This window comes from Massilia sp. BHUDP2 (assembly GCF_046236355.1).
GTDB classification, from domain to species: Bacteria; Pseudomonadota; Gammaproteobacteria; order Burkholderiales; family Burkholderiaceae_D; genus Telluria; species Telluria varians.
This window is the reverse complement of record NZ_JBJUVW010000003.1, coordinates 1-16,096: the sequence shown is the minus strand read 5'-3', so window position 1 is coordinate 16,096 and position 16,096 is coordinate 1. Positions and strand designations below refer to the sequence as shown.

At 65.8% G+C, this 16,096-nt stretch carries 16 protein-coding genes; 6 read left to right on the top strand and 10 right to left on the bottom strand.

Translation table 11 applies throughout. From position 1 onward, the window contains the following. The first annotated feature begins 37 nt into the window (after nucleotides 1–37). Nucleotides 38–1,867, top strand: a complete 1,830-nt coding sequence (locus ACK6C6_RS16845; protein ID WP_409268323.1) for a M61 family metallopeptidase — start codon at nucleotides 38–40, stop codon at nucleotides 1,865–1,867. Between the two features lie 65 nt (nucleotides 1,868–1,932). Further along, nucleotides 1,933–3,240 carry an amidohydrolase gene (locus ACK6C6_RS16840; RefSeq protein ID WP_409268322.1) on the top strand — a complete coding sequence of 436 codons (1,308 nt, stop codon included), beginning with the start codon at nucleotides 1,933–1,935 and terminating at the stop codon, nucleotides 3,238–3,240. A gap of 14 nt (nucleotides 3,241–3,254) precedes the next feature. On the opposite strand, the gene ACK6C6_RS16835 is transcribed toward ACK6C6_RS16840, so the two are convergent. From ACK6C6_RS16835 to rpe, 8 genes are all read right to left on the bottom strand, one after another. Continuing rightward, nucleotides 3,255–3,749 (bottom strand): hypothetical protein, encoded by a 495-nt coding sequence (locus ACK6C6_RS16835; RefSeq protein ID WP_409268321.1) that lies wholly within the window; start codon nucleotides 3,747–3,749, stop codon nucleotides 3,255–3,257. A 100-nt stretch (nucleotides 3,750–3,849) separates the two neighbouring features. Continuing rightward, nucleotides 3,850–4,650 (bottom strand): indole-3-glycerol phosphate synthase TrpC, encoded by an 801-nt coding sequence (gene trpC / locus ACK6C6_RS16830; protein WP_409268320.1) that lies wholly within the window; start codon nucleotides 4,648–4,650, stop codon nucleotides 3,850–3,852. A gap of 7 nt (nucleotides 4,651–4,657) precedes the next feature. Next, complete coding sequence (locus tag ACK6C6_RS16825; RefSeq protein ID WP_409268319.1) at nucleotides 4,658–5,293, bottom strand: LysE family translocator; 636 nt, start codon at nucleotides 5,291–5,293, stop codon at nucleotides 4,658–4,660. Next, nucleotides 5,293–6,330 (bottom strand): anthranilate phosphoribosyltransferase, encoded by a 1,038-nt coding sequence (gene trpD, locus ACK6C6_RS16820; protein WP_409268318.1) that lies wholly within the window; start codon nucleotides 6,328–6,330, stop codon nucleotides 5,293–5,295. Before trpD ends, ACK6C6_RS16825 begins: the two co-directional genes overlap by 1 nt. A 161-nt stretch (nucleotides 6,331–6,491) precedes the next feature. Next, a complete protein-coding gene (locus tag ACK6C6_RS16815) occupies nucleotides 6,492–7,055 on the bottom strand; it encodes an aminodeoxychorismate/anthranilate synthase component II (RefSeq protein ID WP_027864208.1) in 564 nt (187 codons plus the stop codon). A gap of 1 nt (nucleotide 7,056) precedes the next feature. Further along, entirely contained in the window at nucleotides 7,057–8,565 is a 1,509-nt protein-coding gene (gene trpE / locus ACK6C6_RS16810; protein WP_409268317.1) for an anthranilate synthase component I, read from the bottom strand. A gap of 190 nt (nucleotides 8,566–8,755) precedes the next feature. Continuing rightward, nucleotides 8,756–9,454 (bottom strand): phosphoglycolate phosphatase, encoded by a 699-nt coding sequence (locus ACK6C6_RS16805; RefSeq protein WP_409268315.1) that lies wholly within the window; start codon nucleotides 9,452–9,454, stop codon nucleotides 8,756–8,758. Beyond that, on the bottom strand, nucleotides 9,454–10,125 hold the full coding sequence (gene rpe, locus ACK6C6_RS16800; protein ID WP_036205697.1) for a ribulose-phosphate 3-epimerase: 672 nt from the start codon (nucleotides 10,123–10,125) through the stop codon (nucleotides 9,454–9,456). Before rpe ends, ACK6C6_RS16805 begins: the two co-directional genes overlap by 1 nt. A 157-nt stretch (nucleotides 10,126–10,282) precedes the next feature. Between rpe and apaG the strand changes: the two genes are divergently transcribed. Then, a complete protein-coding gene (gene apaG / locus ACK6C6_RS16795) occupies nucleotides 10,283–10,657 on the top strand; it encodes a Co2+/Mg2+ efflux protein ApaG (RefSeq protein ID WP_209589325.1) in 375 nt (124 codons plus the stop codon). Nucleotides 10,658–10,672: 15 nt separating this feature from the next. Here the strand turns inward: apaG and ACK6C6_RS16790 are convergent, their stop codons facing one another. Continuing rightward, nucleotides 10,673–10,810 (bottom strand): hypothetical protein, encoded by a 138-nt coding sequence (locus tag ACK6C6_RS16790; protein ID WP_209589326.1) that lies wholly within the window; start codon nucleotides 10,808–10,810, stop codon nucleotides 10,673–10,675. Between the two features lie 26 nt (nucleotides 10,811–10,836). On the opposite strand from ACK6C6_RS16790, the gene ACK6C6_RS16785 reads away from it, so the two are divergent. Further along, nucleotides 10,837–12,072 (top strand): murein transglycosylase A, encoded by a 1,236-nt coding sequence (locus ACK6C6_RS16785; protein WP_409268314.1) that lies wholly within the window; start codon nucleotides 10,837–10,839, stop codon nucleotides 12,070–12,072. 7 nt (nucleotides 12,073–12,079) lie between these two features. Here the strand turns inward: ACK6C6_RS16785 and ACK6C6_RS16780 are convergent, their stop codons facing one another. Continuing rightward, a complete protein-coding gene (locus ACK6C6_RS16780; RefSeq protein ID WP_409268312.1) occupies nucleotides 12,080–13,297 on the bottom strand; it encodes an MFS transporter in 1,218 nt (405 codons plus the stop codon). 159 nt (nucleotides 13,298–13,456) lie between these two features. Here ACK6C6_RS16780 and ACK6C6_RS16775 point away from each other — a divergent pair, with 159 nt between their 5' ends. Further along, on the top strand, nucleotides 13,457–14,236 hold the full coding sequence (locus ACK6C6_RS16775; RefSeq protein ID WP_036205703.1) for an enoyl-CoA hydratase: 780 nt from the start codon (nucleotides 13,457–13,459) through the stop codon (nucleotides 14,234–14,236). A gap of 3 nt (nucleotides 14,237–14,239) precedes the next feature. Next, nucleotides 14,240–15,805 (top strand): phospholipase D family protein, encoded by a 1,566-nt coding sequence (locus ACK6C6_RS16770; protein WP_209589328.1) that lies wholly within the window; start codon nucleotides 14,240–14,242, stop codon nucleotides 15,803–15,805. Nucleotides 15,806–16,096: the final 291 nt, after the last annotated feature.

The following is a 16,096-nucleotide window of genomic DNA, read 5'->3' as shown; positions in this document are numbered from 1 at the left end:
ACACTAGGGAGCATATTTGGCCGCATCACCTATCGATATGAAAAAACCTTCCCAGAAAAAGAAGCCCGAGCAGCCCGCCATCCTCTATACCATCGTTCCCAAGGACCTGGCCGGCCACCTGTTCAACGTCACGGTCACGGTTGCAAGCCCCGACCCTGAGGGACAGGTATTCACGCTGCCGGCCTGGATCCCCGGCAGCTACATGATCCGCGAGTTCGCGCGCAACATCGTGCGCATCCGCGCCGAGAGCGGCGGCCAGGACGTCTCCTTGAGCAAACTGGACAAGCATTCCTGGCGCGCGGCGCGCACCAGCGGTCCCTTGACCCTGCACTACGAGGTGTACGCCTGGGACCTGTCGGTCCGTGCCGCCCACCTCGACCAGACCCACGGCTTCTTCAACGGCACCAGCGTGTTCCTGCGCGTGGTCGGTCAGGAAGCCTTGGCTCACCAGGTCGACATCCAGCGCCCCGGCGACCCGGTCGCGAAGGGCTGGCGCGTCGCCACCGCGATGAAGGAACTCGGCGCCAAGCGCTACGGTTTCGGCACCTACACAGCAAGCGACTACGACGAGCTGATCGATCATCCGGTCGAGATGGGCGAGTTCGAGCTGGCCAGCTTCAAGGCCCACGGCATCCCGCACGACATCGTCATTACCGGCCGCGTGCCCAACCTCGACATGGCGCGCCTGCAGGCCGACCTGAAAGCCATCTGCGAAACCCAGATCGCCTTCTTCGAACCGCACACGACACGCGCGCCGATGGACCGCTACGTCTTCATGACGATGGCCGTCGGCGACGGCTACGGTGGCCTGGAGCACCGCGCTTCCACCGCCCTGATCTGCGCCCGCGCCGACCTGCCGAGCCTGGCCACCCCGAAGAGCGCCGAGCCGGGCGAAGGCTACCTGCGCTTCCTGGGCCTGTGCAGCCACGAATACTTCCACACCTGGAACGTCAAGCGCATCAAGCCGGCGGTGTTCGCGCCCTACGACCTGCAGGTGGAGAACTACACCCCGCTGCTGTGGCTGTTCGAAGGTTTCACCAGCTACTACGACGACCTGATGCTGGTGCGCGCCGGGATCATCGGCGAAGCGACCTATTTCAAGCTGCTGTCCAAGACCGTCGGCGGCGTCCTGCGCGGCAGCGGACGCCTCAAGCAGAGCGTGGCCGATTCGAGCTTCGACGCCTGGAGCAAATACTACCGCCAGGACGAGAACTCGCCGAATGCGATCATCAGCTACTACACCAAGGGTTCCCTGATCGGCCTGGCCTTCGACCTGACGATCCGCGCCAGGACCAACGGCGCGAAGTCGCTGGACGACGTGATGCTGGCCCTGTGGGAACGCTTCGGGCGTGATTTCTACAGCGGCGCGGGCCGCGGCGTGACGGAGGCCGAGGTCGAGGCGATCTTCGACGAGGTGGCCGGCACGCGCCTGCGCACCCAGTTCGAACGCTGGGTGCGCGGCACCGACGACCTGCCGCTGGCCAAGCTGTACGCGCCTTTCGGCGTCAAGCTGGTGGACGAGCGCAAGGGCGGCAAACCTTCGCTGGACGCCGGCATCGGCCGCGACCCGCTGGGCGCCAAGCTGACCCAGGTGCACGAAGGCGGCGCCGCGCACCGCGCCGGCCTGTCGGCGCATGACGTCATCATCGCCATCGACGGCCTGCGCGCCAGCGGCAACCCGCCCAACGTGGACACGCTGCTCGGCCGCTACCGCGTCGGCGACAAGGTGACCGTGCATGCCTTCCGCCGCGACGAGCTGATGGCCTTCGACGTGACGCTGCAGGGCGACAAGCTGCCGACCATCACCCTGTCGCAGGCCGTCGCCGGCAAGAAGTCGACGGTCCTCAAGCGCCCAAGTGCCGTTTAACGCCATTCGTAGGGTGGACGGCTTTGCCGTCCGCGCGTTCAACCAGAATCAGCATTGAGGCTCATTTGAAAAACGCCCTGATCGCCACCGTCCTTACGCTCTGCACCGCCTCCGCCTCCGCCCAACTCCCCGCCCCACTCAAAACCGACATCAGCACCCGCGTCAACGCCATGTACCCCTGGCTCGACACGGTCTACAAGGACCTGCACGCCAACCCGGAGATCGCCTTCCAGGAAGTGCGCACCGCCGGCAAGCTCGCCGGCGAAATGCGCAAGCTCGGCTTCGAGGTTACCGAGAAGGTCGGCAAGACCGGCATCGTGGCGGTCCTGAAGAACGGCGCCGGCCCGACGGTGCTGGTGCGCACCGAGATGGACGGCCTGCCGATGGAAGAGAAGACCGGCTTGCCCTACGCCAGCCGCGCCAAGGCGGTAAGCAACGGCGCCGAGAGCTTCGTCACCCACAGCTGCGGTCACGACGTCCACATGGCCGGCTGGCTTGGCACGGCCCGTACCCTGGCCGAGATGAAGGCCAAGTGGAAGGGCACGCTGGTCTTCATCGCCCAGCCCGCCGAAGAAATCGTCTCCGGTGCCAAGGCGATGCTGGACGACGGCCTGTTCAAGCGCTTCCCCAAACCCGACTATGCGTTCGCCCTGCATTCCTGGCCGCTGGCGCACGGCACCGTCGGCTTCAATGACGGTCCGGTGTCGTCCAACTCGGACGCGATCGAGATCGTGTTCAAGGGCCGCGGCGGCCACGGCTCGGCGCCGGACAAGTCGGTCGACCCGATCACGATCGCCGCCCGTTTCGTGGTGGACGTGCAGACCGTGGTCAGCCGCGAGAAGGATCCGAAGGAATTCGGCGTGGTGACCATCGGCGCGATCCAGGGCGGCACGGTGGGCAACATCATCCCGGACAATGTACAGGTGCGCGGCACCATCCGCTCGTACAGCCCGGCCGTGCGCGCCAAGCTGTTAGAGGGCGTGCGTCGGGTCGCCAACGCATCCGCCGCCATGGCCGGCGCACCGGCGCCGGACGTCCAGTTGATCAGTGGCGGCGCCGCCATCGTCAACAGCGAGGCACTGGTGGCCAAGACCGAAGCCGTATTCAAGGACGCTTTCGGGGCCGCCAAGGCCCAACGCATGCCGGCCATGACCGCCAGCGAAGACTTTTCGCTGTTCGTCAACGAAGGCGTGCCCTCGATGTTCTTCTTTACCGGCGTGTACGACCCGAAGGCGGTGGCTGAGGCCGAACGTGAAGGCGGCAAGCCGATCGCCTTCAACCACTCGCCGTTCTACGCGCCGGTGCCGGAACCGTCGATCAAGACGGCGGCGCAGGCGATGAGCCTGGCCGTCCTGAACGTCCTGAGCCGCTGAGAGCGCTCTCGGGGCTACTGTGGTCCGGCCAGCGTACGCAGCTGGAAGCGGTAGTCCCGGTCGAACAGGAAGGTTTCCGAGAAGGTCATTGCGCGACTGTTCGCCGCAAGCAGTCCGTGAGGCCGGGGCAGTGGCCCGCTGCGCAGCATCGACGCCATGGCGATCCGCGCGGCGTTCGCGTCGCGCGCGCGCTGCACTTGCACGTCGGTCAACTGGCCGTCCCCGTCCACCGTGATGTTGACGACGACGATCGCCGGCAGCATCGGCGGCAGGCGTCCGCTGAAGATACGGTCGGCGTTGCGCTGGACGATGTGGCGCGCCACGTGCGTCTTGTAGGCGTCGAGCGTGAGGGATGGCGGTGGCGTTGGCGTTGGCGCGGCAGTCGGTTCGCGGTCGATGGCGATGCTGCTGCGCTCTTCGACGGGAACGGGAGGAGGAGAACTGGCGCAGCCGCACAGGACTGCCAGAAGCGTCGCGAGAAGCGCTTGACTGCGAAAAGAAATGTTCATGGCGGATGAATGCAGCGTCGCAGGTTGGCGCCTCGAGGGCGCTTAGCTTCGACGCCGCGCAGTCATCCTTAGTTCCGCAGAGCTTAGTCAGCCCCGGACATCAGCCAAACAGCCTCTGCAGTTCCACGCCCGGCTCCGGCGCCCGCATGAAGGCCTCGCCGACCAGGAAGGCATGCACGTTCGCCGCGCGCATCCGCTGCACGTCCGCCGGTCCCATGATGCCCGACTCGGTCACCACCAGGCGCTCCGCCGGAATCCGCGGCAGCAGGTCCAGCGTGGTATTGAGCGACACCTCGAAAGTGCGCAGGTTGCGGTTGTTGATGCCCAGCAGCGGCGTCTTCAGCTTCAGCGCCGCGGTCAGTTCCTCGCCGTCGTGCACCTCGACCAGCACGTCCATGCCGAGCTCAAGCGCGCAGGCTTCCAGTTCCGCCATCAGGCCGTGGTCCAGTGCCGACACGATCAAGAGGATCGCATCCGCGCCCATCGCGCGCGCCTCGTACACCTGGTAATGGTCGACGATGAAATCCTTGCGGATCACCGGCAGCGCGCAGGCGGCGCGCGCCTGGCGCAGGTAATCCACCGAGCCCTGGAAGAACTGCACGTCGGTCAGCACCGACAGGCAGGCCGCGCCGTGTTCGGCGTAGCTTTGCGCGATCGCCGCCGGCTGGAAGTCAGGGCGCAGCACGCCTTTCGAGGGCGAGGCCTTCTTCACTTCCGCGATGATGCCGGCCTGGCCGGCAGCGATCTTGTTGCGCAGGCTGTTCTCGAAACCGCGGATGGCGCGGCGCGCTTCCAGGTCGCTCTCCACCTCGCGGCGCAGGCTGGCCAGGTCGCGCGCTTTTTTCGCCGCGGCCACTTCGTCGGCCTTGACGGCCAGGATCTTGTTCAGGATGTCGGACATGGGAACCTCAGTGTTGCTTGGAGACGGCAAGCTTGATCGCAAGCCAGACGAACAGGCCGCCCGTGATGCGGTTGAGCCATAGCGAGACGGTCTGGCTCAGTTTCAGGCGCGCGCTGGCGAATGCGGTGAACAGCGCGAGGCCGCAGCACCACAGCATGCCGTTGATATTGAAGATGCTGCCCAGGATGATGAAGGCCAGCGCCTTGTTCGGCGCATCCGCATCGATGAACTGGGGGACAAAGGCGAGGAAGAACAGCGCCACCTTCGGGTTCAGGACGTTGGTCAGGACGCCCTGGGCGAAGATAGTCCGGTAGGGCAGGGGCGTCAGCTTGGGAGCGGCCTGCGCCGCCGTGCTCCTGCGGGTGCGCAGCAGACCGACCGCCATGTAGAGGATGTAGGCGGCGCCGACGAACTTCACCACCGTGAACGCGGTGGCCGAGGTGGCGAGGATCGCCGACATGCCGAGCGCCGCCGCCAGCACGTGGACGATGGTCCCGGCGCCGATGCCGAGCGCGGCGGCGACGCCAGCGCGCCAGCCCTGGGTGGCGCTGCGGGTCATGATCAGGAGCGAATCCGGTCCCGGCAGGATGTTCAGCAGCAGGCCGGAGACCATGAACAGCGCCAGGTCATGGATGCCGAACATCAGTGGCTGCCTGCCAGTTGGCGGGTCACCTGCACGAATTGCTCGAGCTTGGCCAGGGCCGCGCCGGACGCGATCGTCGCCCGCGCCTTCGCCAGGCCTTCCTCGATCGAGGACACGACGCCTGCCGCATACAGGGCGGTGCCGGCGTTGAGCGCCACGATGTCGGTGGCGGGGCCCGGCTCGCCGCGCAGCGCTTCCATCACGCGTTCCTTCGATTCCGCCGTATTCGCCACTTTCAGGTTGCGGCTCGAGATCATCGACATGCCGAAATCTTCCGGATGGATCTCGTATTCGCGGATTTCGCCGTCGACCAGTTCACCCACCAGGGTGCCGGCGCCGAGCGAGACCTCGTCCATATTGTCGCGGCCCCAGACCACCATCGCATGCTGGGCGCCGAGGCGCTGCAGCACGCGCACCTGGATGCCGACCAGGTCGGGGTGGAACACGCCCATCAGGATGTTGGGTGCGCCGGCCGGGTTGGTCAGCGGTCCCAGGATGTTGAAGATGCTGCGCACGCCCAGCTCGCGGCGCACCGGCGCCACGTGCTTCATGGCGGCGTGGTGGTTGGGCGCGAACATGAAGCCGATGCCGGTCTGGGCGATCGACTGGGCGATCTGCTCGGGCTTCAGGTCGATCTGGGCGCCGAGCGACTCGATCAGGTCGGCGCTGCCGGAGGACGAGGACACGCTGCGTCCGCCATGCTTGGCCACGCGCGCGCCGCCGGCGGCGGCAACGAACATCGAGGCGCTCGAGATATTGAAGGTGTTGGCGCCGTCGCCGCCGGTGCCGACGATGTCGAGCAGGTTGGTGGTGTCGGCCATCGGCACCTTGGTCGAGAACTCGCGCATGACCTGGGCGGCGGCGGTGATCTCGCCGATGGTTTCCTTCTTCACGCGCAGGCCCATGGTCAGGGCCGCGACCATGGTCGGCGACATCTCGCCCGACATGATCTGGCGGAACAGGTGCAGCATCTCGTCGTGGAAGATTTCGCGGTGTTCGATACAGCGCAGCAGGGCTTCTTGTGGGGTGATCGGCATGGCGGGTCCAGTTTTCTATGAGGTATTCTCAAGACCGTCATTCCCGCGCAGGCGGGAATCCAAGTTGCTTGCGTATCGATTGCTTTAGCGCTTGTGGCTAGTCACGCAAAATTGGGTTCCCGCCTTCGCGGGAACGACGACTCATCGGGTAACGGTATATCTCAGCGCGCAAGAAAATTCTTGAACAGCGCGTGGCCGTGTTCCGACAGGATCGACTCGGGATGAAACTGCACCCCCTCGATGTCGTACTCCTTGTGGCGCACGCCCATGATCTCGCCGTCGTCGGTCCATGCCGTCACTTCCAGGCAGTCCGGCAGCGAGGCGCGCTCGATCGCCAGCGAGTGGTAGCGGATCACGGTGAAGGGGCTCGGCAAGTCCTTGAACACGCCTTCGCCGGTGTGGGCGATGAGCGAGGTCTTGCCGTGCATGACCTGCTTGGCGCGGATGACGTTCCCGCCAAACGCTTCGCCGATCGCCTGGTGGCCGAGGCACACGCCCAGGATCGGCAGCTTGCCCTTGAATTCGCGCAGGATGTCGAGCGAGATGCCGGCATCCTTCGGCGCCTTCGGGCCCGGCGAGATGCAGATGCGGTCGGGCGCCATCGCTTCGATATCTTTCAACGTGATTTCGTCGTTGCGCACCGTGCGCACGTCCTCGCCCAGCTCGCCCAGGTACTGGACGATGTTGTAGGTGAACGAGTCGTAGTTGTCGATCATTAGCAGCATGTCAGAACTCCCCATCCAGGCCGTCTTGCACCTGCTCGGCCGCGCGCAGCACGGCGCGCGCCTTGTTTTCCGTTTCCTGCCATTCCATCTCGGGGATGGAATCGGCCACGATGCCGGCCGCCGCCTGCACGTAGAGGTTGCCGTCCTTGATCACGCCGGTGCGGATCGCGATCGCCACGTCCATCTCGCCACCGAAAGAAAGGTAGCCGCACGCGCCGCCGTAGATGCCGCGCTTGACCGGCTCCAGCTCGTCGATCACTTCCATCGCCCGCACCTTGGGCGCACCGGTGAGGGTGCCGGCCGGGAAGGTGGCGCGCAGCACGTCGAGGTTCGACATGCCGTCCTTGAGTCGGCCCTCGACGTTGGAGACGATGTGCTGCACGTGCGAGTACTTCTCGATCACCATGCGGTCCGTGACCTTCACGCTGCCGGTGTCGGCGATGCGGCCGATGTCGTTGCGCGCCAGGTCGATCAGCATCACGTGCTCGGCGATCTCCTTCGGGTCGGCCAGCAGTTCGGCCGCCAGTTCGGTGTCGCGTTCCGGGGTGGCGCCGCGCGGACGTGTGCCGGCGATCGGACGCAGGGTCACCTTCTTGCCGCCCTCATTGCCAACACCTTGCAGGGTCTCGTTGCGCACCAAAATCTCTGGCGAGGCGCCGACGATCTGCATGTCGCCGAAGTTGTAGTAGTACATGTAGGGCGACGGGTTCAGCGAGCGCAGCGAGCGGTACAGCGACAGCGGCGAATCCACGTAGGGCTTGCGGATGCGCTGGCCGATCTGCACCTGCATCAGGTCGCCCGCCATCACGTATTCGTGGGCCCGGGCCACCGCCTTCAGGTAGTCTTCCTTGCTGAAGTCGCGCACCGCCTCGGTACGCACCGAGCTGGAGGTCACCGGCGCATCGACGCTCCGGCGCAGCATCACGCGCAGGTCCTTCAGGCGCTGGCGCGCTTTCGCATAGGCTTCCGGCTGGGCCGGGTCGGCGTAGACGATCAGGTAGAGCTTGCCCGACAGGTTGTCGATCACCGCCAGTTCTTCGGTCAGCAGCAGCTGGATGTCCGGCAGGCCCAGTTCGTCGCGCGGGCAGCTGTTCTCCAGCTTGCGCTCGATGTGGCGCACGGTGTCGTAGCCGAAGTAACCGGCCAGGCCGCCGCAGAAGCGCGGCATGCCGGGGCGCAGGGCCACCTTGAAGCGCGACTGGTAAGCCTCGATGAATTCCAGCGGATTGCCTTCGTGCGTCTCGATCACTTCGCCGTGCCTGACGACCTCGGTATGCTTGCCGCTGTTGCGGATCAGGGTCGAAGCAGGCAGGCCGATGAAGGAATAGCGGCCGAAGCGCTCGCCGCCGACCACCGACTCCAGCAGGAAGGTGTTCTTGCCGGCCTGCTGGGACTGGGCCAGCTTGAGGTAGAGCGTCAGCGGGGTCTCGAGGTCGGCGAAGGCTTCCGCGACCAAAGGAATGCGGTTGTAGCCCTGGTTGGCCAGCGATTTGAATTCGAGTTCGGTCATGCTTTTCTCCAGACCGCCCAAGGGAGGGGAAGGGCGGTGGTTCACTTCAAAAACCTGTCGGACGAGCACGTCCGACAGCAATCGGGGACGGGTTAGTTAGCCCAGGATTGCCAGCGTCGCCACAGCCAGGCCTCAAGGGCGCCGGTCTGGTTGACAGTGTGTTTTTTGGTGAAAAACATGTATAGATAACTTATTTTGCGGTGTGGTTATGCGCAGATATCTGCTCTGCCGCTTCTAGCAGCGAACTCACTATACCATCAGAATTAATTTCTTGTATAGGCCGTCCGTGGTTATAACCATATGGGACGGTGAGCACGAAGCAACCGGCGGCGCGTGCGCTTTCGGCATCGTTGGACGAGTCGCCGATCGCCACGACCGTCGATGGCGGCAGGTCCAGCGCGGCGCAGGCGCCCAGCATCGGCATCGGGTCCGGCTTCTTCTTTTCGAAGGAATCGCCGCCGAACACGCGCTCGAAATACGGCGCCAGGCCCTTCTGGTCGAGCAGGGGAAGCGTGAAAGCGATGGGCTTGTTGGTCACGCAGACCAGGCGCAGGCCCTGCTCGCGCATGGCTTGCAGGCCCTCGATCACGCCCTCGAACAGCGTGCTGCGCTCGCCGTTGATGGCGAGGTAGTGGCGCTGGTAGCCGGCCAGGGCCTCCTCGAACACCGCGTCCACGCGCGCCGCGTCCCAGTCGAGCAGCAGCGCGTCGCGCACCAGCTTTTCGGAGCCCTTGCCGACCAGCGGCTTGATGGTCGCCTGCGTGATCGGCGCCAGGCCCAGGTCGGCGCGCATGCCGTTCAGGGCCGCCTCGAAGTCAGGCACCGTGTCGAGCATGGTGCCGTCCAGGTCGATGATGGCGGCCCGGATGCCTGCTGCGCCGGCCCGCATTATTTGCCGACCTTGGCCAGCTCGCCGCGCATCGCGTCGATCACGGCCTTGTAGTCCGGCTTGCCGAAGATCGCAGAGCCTGCCACGAAGGTGTCGGCGCCTGCGGCGGCCGCTTCGGCGATGTTGTCGGCCTTGATGCCGCCGTCGACTTCCAGCATGATGTCGCGGCCCGACTCGTCGATCATGCGGCGCGCCATGGCGATCTTCTTCAGCGCCTGCGGGATGAAGGACTGGCCGCCGAAGCCCGGGTTCACCGACATGATCAGGATCATGTCGATCTTGTCCATGACGTGTTCGAGGTAGTGCAGCGGGGTGTGCGGGTTGAACACCAGGCCGGCCTTGCAGCCGTTATCGCGGATCAGCTGCAGGGTGCGGTCGATGTGCTCCGAGGCTTCCGGGTGGAAGGTGATGATGTCGGCGCCGGCCTTGGCGAAGTCCGGGATGATGCGGTCGACCGGCTTGACCATCAGGTGCACGTCGATCGGCACCTGCACGTGCGGGCGGATCGCCTGGCACACCAGCGGGCCGATGGTCAGGTTCGGGACGTAGTGGTTGTCCATCACGTCGAAGTGGATGATGTCGGCGCCGGCGGCGACGACATTGCGCACTTCCTCGCCCAGGCGGGCGAAATCGGCGGACAGGATGCTGGGAGCGATGCGGTAGGTAGTCATGAAAGGTCGTGCCGGTAAAAAGAATCCGTTATTTTACGCTGATGAAGCGCATGCCCGCTGCGCCTGCGGCGACTTGGAAAGCCGCCGCGCGGTATGATTGTCGTTTGCGCCACACAGGGCGCTTCCACCAATATTGACGATCACGCAAGGAATCCCCATGCCCGCCTATGAATTCGCTGTCAAGGTCAGGACCCAGTACCTGCCGGAACAGTCCAACCCGGAACGGGACCAGTACGTGTTCAGCTACACCATCACGATTACCAACACGGGCAGCATCGCCGCCCAGCTGATCTCGCGCCACTGGGTCATCACCGACGCCAACAACGCGGTGCAGGAAGTGAGCGGCCTAGGCGTGGTCGGCCACCAGCCGCTGCTGCAGCCGGGCCAGCAGTTCGAGTACACCAGCGGCACCCAGTCGGCAACGCCGCAGGGCTCGATGAAGGGCGAATACTTCTGCGTGGCCGAGGATGGCCACCGCTTCGAAGTGCCGATTCCGGAATTCGTGCTGGCGCAGCCGGGCGCGCTGCACTGATCAGCGCAGCACAGCTTATTGTTCGCCGGCGTCACCTTCCTTCTGTGCCGGCTCGTCGCGCGGCACGTCCTTGCGGCCGGCGAACATCGTCCACCAGACGATAAAGACGAGCAGGAAGAGTGCCACGCCGGCTTCCACCATCAAGATCCACATATCGGTCCTTCAGTCCTTTTGTTCTTATGCCATCGACACGCCGCAGTGTAACCGCTTCGCTTGCCCTCGTCGCCTTTTTGAGCGCCTGCTCGACCACGCCGCAGCAGCCGCCCAAGCCCGCCGAACCAGTGCGCATGCCGCCGCCGGTCGGCCCGGTCTATGTGCCGGAGCAGCCGGCGACGCCTGTGCAGCCGTCAGCCCCGGCCCAGCCGCCGGCGCCGACGCCGCTCATGACGCCGACCACCTTCAGTGCGCTGCCGGGATGGGAACAGGACGACCTGCGCCAGGCCTGGCCGGCCCTGCTGCAATCCTGCCGCGGCCTGGCCAGCAAGCCTGACTGGAAAGCGGTGTGCGCCGCGGCCCGTGCCATGGACGGGAGCGACGCGGCAGCGGTGCGCGGCTTCTTCGAGAGCCGGTTCGTGCCGAACCTGGTGCGCGCCGCCGATGGCGCCGACACTGGCCTGATCACCGGTTATTACGAAGCGATGCTGTACGGTTCGCGCAAGCGCGCCGGCGCCTACCAGACGCCGCTCTACCGCGTCCCGGACGACCTGCTTACGGTCGACCTGGGCAGCGTGTATCCGCAGCTGAAGGGCATGCGACTGCGCGGCCGCCTGTCGGGCAAGACCGTGGTGCCGTACAGCAGCCGCGCCGAGATCGCCCGTGCGCCCTTCGCCGGCAAGGAGCTGTTGTGGGTGAACGATCCGGTCGAGGCCTTCTTCCTCGAAGTGCAGGGCTCGGGCCGGGTGCAGCTCGACAGCGGCGAAACGGTGCGCGTGGCCTACGCCGACCAGAACGGCCATCCCTACAAGGCGATCGGGCGCTGGCTGGTGGAGCAGGGCGAACTCACTGCCGAGGAGGCCACGGCCCAGGGCATCCGCGCCTGGATCGCGGCCAATCCGGGACGCCGCCAAGAGCTGTTCAACGTGAACCCCAGCTACATCTTCTTCCGCGAAGAGAAACTGCCCGATCCTTCGCTCGGCCCGAAGGGCGCGCTGGGCGTGCCGCTCACGCCGGGGCGTTCGGTGGCGATCGACCCGGCCTTCGTGCCGCTCGGCGCGCCGCTCTACCTGGCGACCACCGAAGCCGGCAGCGAGGTGCCGATGCAGCGCTTGATGATGGCGCAGGATACCGGTGGCGCCATCCGCGGCGCGGTGCGGGCCGACTTCTTCTACGGCTTCGGCCCGGATGCGATGGACCGGGCGGGCAGGATGAAGCAGCGCGGCACGGTCTGGGTGCTGCTGCCGCGCGCGGCGCAGTAAGCCCGACTTACTCCCTGGCCTGCCTGAGGCGGGTGCCGAACACGCCGCCGGCCGCCAGCAGGACGGCGCCGGCGGCGATGCAGCCCAGGCCGGCGCGCACGCCGAAGCCTTCGCCGAGCCCGCCCGCCAGCAGGGCGCCCAGCGGCGCCGCAGCGACGGTCAGGGCGCGCATCGTTGCCACCATCCGGCCCAGCACCGCATCGGGCGTCACGCGCTGGCGCAGGGCGATGTAGGGCACGAAGAACAGCGTCGCGCCGCAGTCGATCCAGAACACCACGATGGCGTAGGCCGCCACCGTCCAGGCTGCGCTGCCGAACAGCGCCGGCGGGATGGCCGGCACCAGGGCGAAGCCAAAGGCCGACACGCACAGGCCGACCAGGATGCCGCCGCCGGTGCCCAAGCGCCTCGAGAGCGGCTTGACCAGCAGCGAGGCCGCCAGCACGCCCAGGCCGCCCAGCATGTTGGCCATGCCCATGGTTCCCGGCGTCATGCCGAGCACGCGGGTGGCGAACAGCACGTGCAGGGCGGTGTAGCCATAAAACAGCAGGTGCCAGCAGGCCGAGACCCAGGCCAGGGTGCGCAGCAGCGGCTGGTTCCAGACGAAAGCCAGGCCCTCCTGGATGTCGCGCAGCGGATGGGAGGTCGAGCGCGGCGGCTGCGGCTCGCGTGCGCGGATGCGGCGCAGGTTGAGCAGCGAAACGATGAAACCCGCCACATTGCACAGGATGGCGATCGGCGCGCCCAGCAGCTGCACCAGGCCGCCCGCCATGCCGGGGCCGACCACGCGCGCGGCCGATTCCGTGGCCGCGAACTTGGCCTGAGCGTCCACCAGGCCGTCGCGCCCGACCAGGAAGGTGAGGAATACCTGTTCGGCACTGCCGCCCACCACATGCCCGGCGCCGATCACGAAGCCGACCGCATACAGCCAGGGGATGGTCAGCATGTCCAGCCACCAGGCCAGCGGCACGCTGGCCAGCGCGATCGCCACCATGAAATCGCTGCACATGATGACCGGCAGGCGCCGGCTGCGGTCCAGCAGGACGCCGGAGGGAAGGCCGAACAGCAGAAAGGGCAGGGATTCGAAGGCGGCCAGGGTGCCCATCTGCGCCGGCGTCGCATGCAGCATCAGCACCGCGCAGATCGGCAGGGCCAGCAGCGTGATCTGCGCGCCAAAATGGGCCAGGATGCTGCTGAACCAGAAGCGCCGGAAGTCGGGCTTGCGCATCACGGAGTCGGCAGGAACGCGCTTTCGCAGCCAGTTGTTACCAAACGAAAGAATGGTGATCTCGCACAGAATATTGCTGAACAAATAATCATACCGTGTTTGATTGAGCGCTAGACGTTACAATCCCGGCAATCCGTCCACCTCACAAGGGAAAGCCACATGGAATATGCAGATCTGCTGATCGAAAACCACGGCAAGGTCGTCGTGATCCGCCTGAACCGTCCGAAGGCGATGAACGCGCTGAACGACAACATGATGAACGAGCTGGGTGATGCCCTGCACAAGTTCGACGCCGACCCGGCGGTCAACGTCATCGTCCTGACCGGCAGCGACAAGGTCTTCGCGGCGGGCGCCGACATCGCGGCCATGGCGAACTACACCTACGCGGCGGACACCTACCCGGGCAACTACATCGGCCGCAACTGGGAGCACATCCTGAACATCCGCAAGCCGGTGATCGGCGTGGTGTCGGGCTACTGCCTGGGCGGCGGCTGCGAACTGGCCATGATGTGCGACTTCCTCATCGCGTCCGAGAGCGCCAAGTTCGGCCAGCCGGAAATCAAGGTGGGCGTGACCCCGGGCGCCGGCGGCACCCAGCGCCTGCCGCGCGCGATCTCGAAGTCGAAGGCGATGGACATGCTGCTCACCACCCGCATGATCGACGCCGCCGAGGCCGAGCGCACCGGCCTGGTGTCGCGCGTGTACCCGGTCGAGAGCGTAATGGAAGAGGCGATCAAGGTGGCCCAGGGCATCGCCGAGATGCCGGTGTCGGTCGCCATGCAGATCAAGGATTGCGTGAACCAGGCCTACCAGATGCCGCTGAACGAAGGCGTGCGCTACGAGCGCCGTTACTTCCACGCCGGTTTCGGCACGCCTGCGCAGAAAGAAGGCATGTCGGCCTTCCTCGAAAAGCGCAAGCCGAACTTCGAAGGCATGTAAGCGATGCGGGCGGCGTCGTTCCCGGCATTGCGTCGAGGAGCGGCGGCGCTCGTCGTCGTCGCGGTCGCGGTGGCGGCCTACGGCTGCAGCGCACTGCCGCCACTGGGCCAGCGCGCCGCCAGCTTCACGCTGGACGGCACCCACACGACACGGCTGGGACAGGCCATCGCCCCGCTGGCGGCCGCGCATCCCGGCCGCTCCGGGATCCATCCCCTGATCGACGGGCGCGATGCCTTCGCGGCACGCGTCCTGCTCGCTCGCAGCGCCGAGCGCAGCCTCGACGTCCAGTACTATATATGGCGCGACGACCTGACCGGCACGCTGATGCTGGATGCCTTGCGCGAGGCTGCGGCGCGCGGCGTGCGGGTTCGCCTGCTGCTGGACGATAACAATACCGCCGGACTCGACCCAAGCCTGGCGGCCCTCGACCGTGAACCGAACGTCGAGGTGCGGCTCTTCAATCCCTTCGCGCTGCGTCACTGGCGCAGCCTGGGCTACCTCACCGATTTCAGCCGGCTGAACCGGCGCATGCACAACAAGTCCTTCACGGCCGACGGCCAGGCAACGATCGTCGGCGGCCGCAACGTGGGTGACGAATATTTTGGCGTCGCGGGGGACATGCTGTTCGTCGACCTCGACGTGCTGGCGGTCGGCCCGGTGGTGCGCGACGTGTCGCAGGACTTCGACCGCTACTGGAACAGTGCTTCCGCCTATCCCGTCGCGGTGCTGGTCGATGCGGACGAGGCGCAGCGTCCCGGCGCACTGGCCGAGCGCGCAGCCGCCTTACGCAAGCGGCCTGCCGCCCAGCGTTACCTCGAGGCGATCCGGACCTCGCCCTTCGTCGAGCAGTTGGTAGAAGGTCAACTGCCGCTGGAGTGGAGCCCTACGCGTCTGGTGAGCGACGATCCGGCGAAAGTGCTGGGCAAGGCCGATCCGGACGACCGCATGGCCGTGGGCTTGCGCAAGCTGTTGGGCGAGCCGAAGCGGCAGCTCGACCTGGTGTCGCCGTATTTCGTTCCCAGCAAGGATGCGGCGCAGGCCCTGGGCGATATCGCGCGTGGAGGCGTGCACGTACGCGTGCTGACCAACTCCCTCGAGGCGACCGATGTGGCGGCCGTGCACGCCGGCTATGCCAAGTGGCGCCGCGGGCTGATCGAGGCCGGCGTCTCGGTATTCGAGCTGCGCCGCAGATGGGGAGCCGAGCTGCCGGAACGCGGCAAGGGGCGCTTCGGCAGCTCCGCCTCCAGCCTGCATGCCAAAACCTTCGGCGTGGACGGCCGCGCCGTGTACGTCGGCTCCTTCAATATGGACCGGCGCTCGATCGACCTGAATACCGAGATGGGCCTCGTGATCGACAGTGCGCAACTGGCCGGGCAACTGGACAAGACACTCGACGACGCCATTCCCGAAACAGCGTATGAGGTTCGCCTCGACGAACAGGGGCGGCTCTATTGGCTCGAGCGTACCGGCGGAAAACTCAGGCGCCATGACCAGGAGCCGGGCACGACCGTCTGGAAGCGCGCAGGCGTCCAGTTGCTGTCATTTTTGCCCATCGACTGGCTCCTGTAAAAAATTTCGACGAAGGCCTTGCGGGACGGCGGGACGGTTTGCTATAGTTCGCCTCCGCTTCGGTAGCGACCGAAAAAGTTCAACGAAATCAGTTGGTTAAGTTGACAAGGTTCGCAGACGAAAATCTGCAACGAAGCGAACGAGGGGTTGACGAGTTAAGCGAAACACTGCATAATCTCACTTCTCTGCTGCTGACGAACACAACGCTTCGTACGGTGCAGCAAGGTAGCACAGAACAACGGTTCTTTAACAATCAACAGTCGATAAGTGTGGGCGTTTGATGAAGGTGCC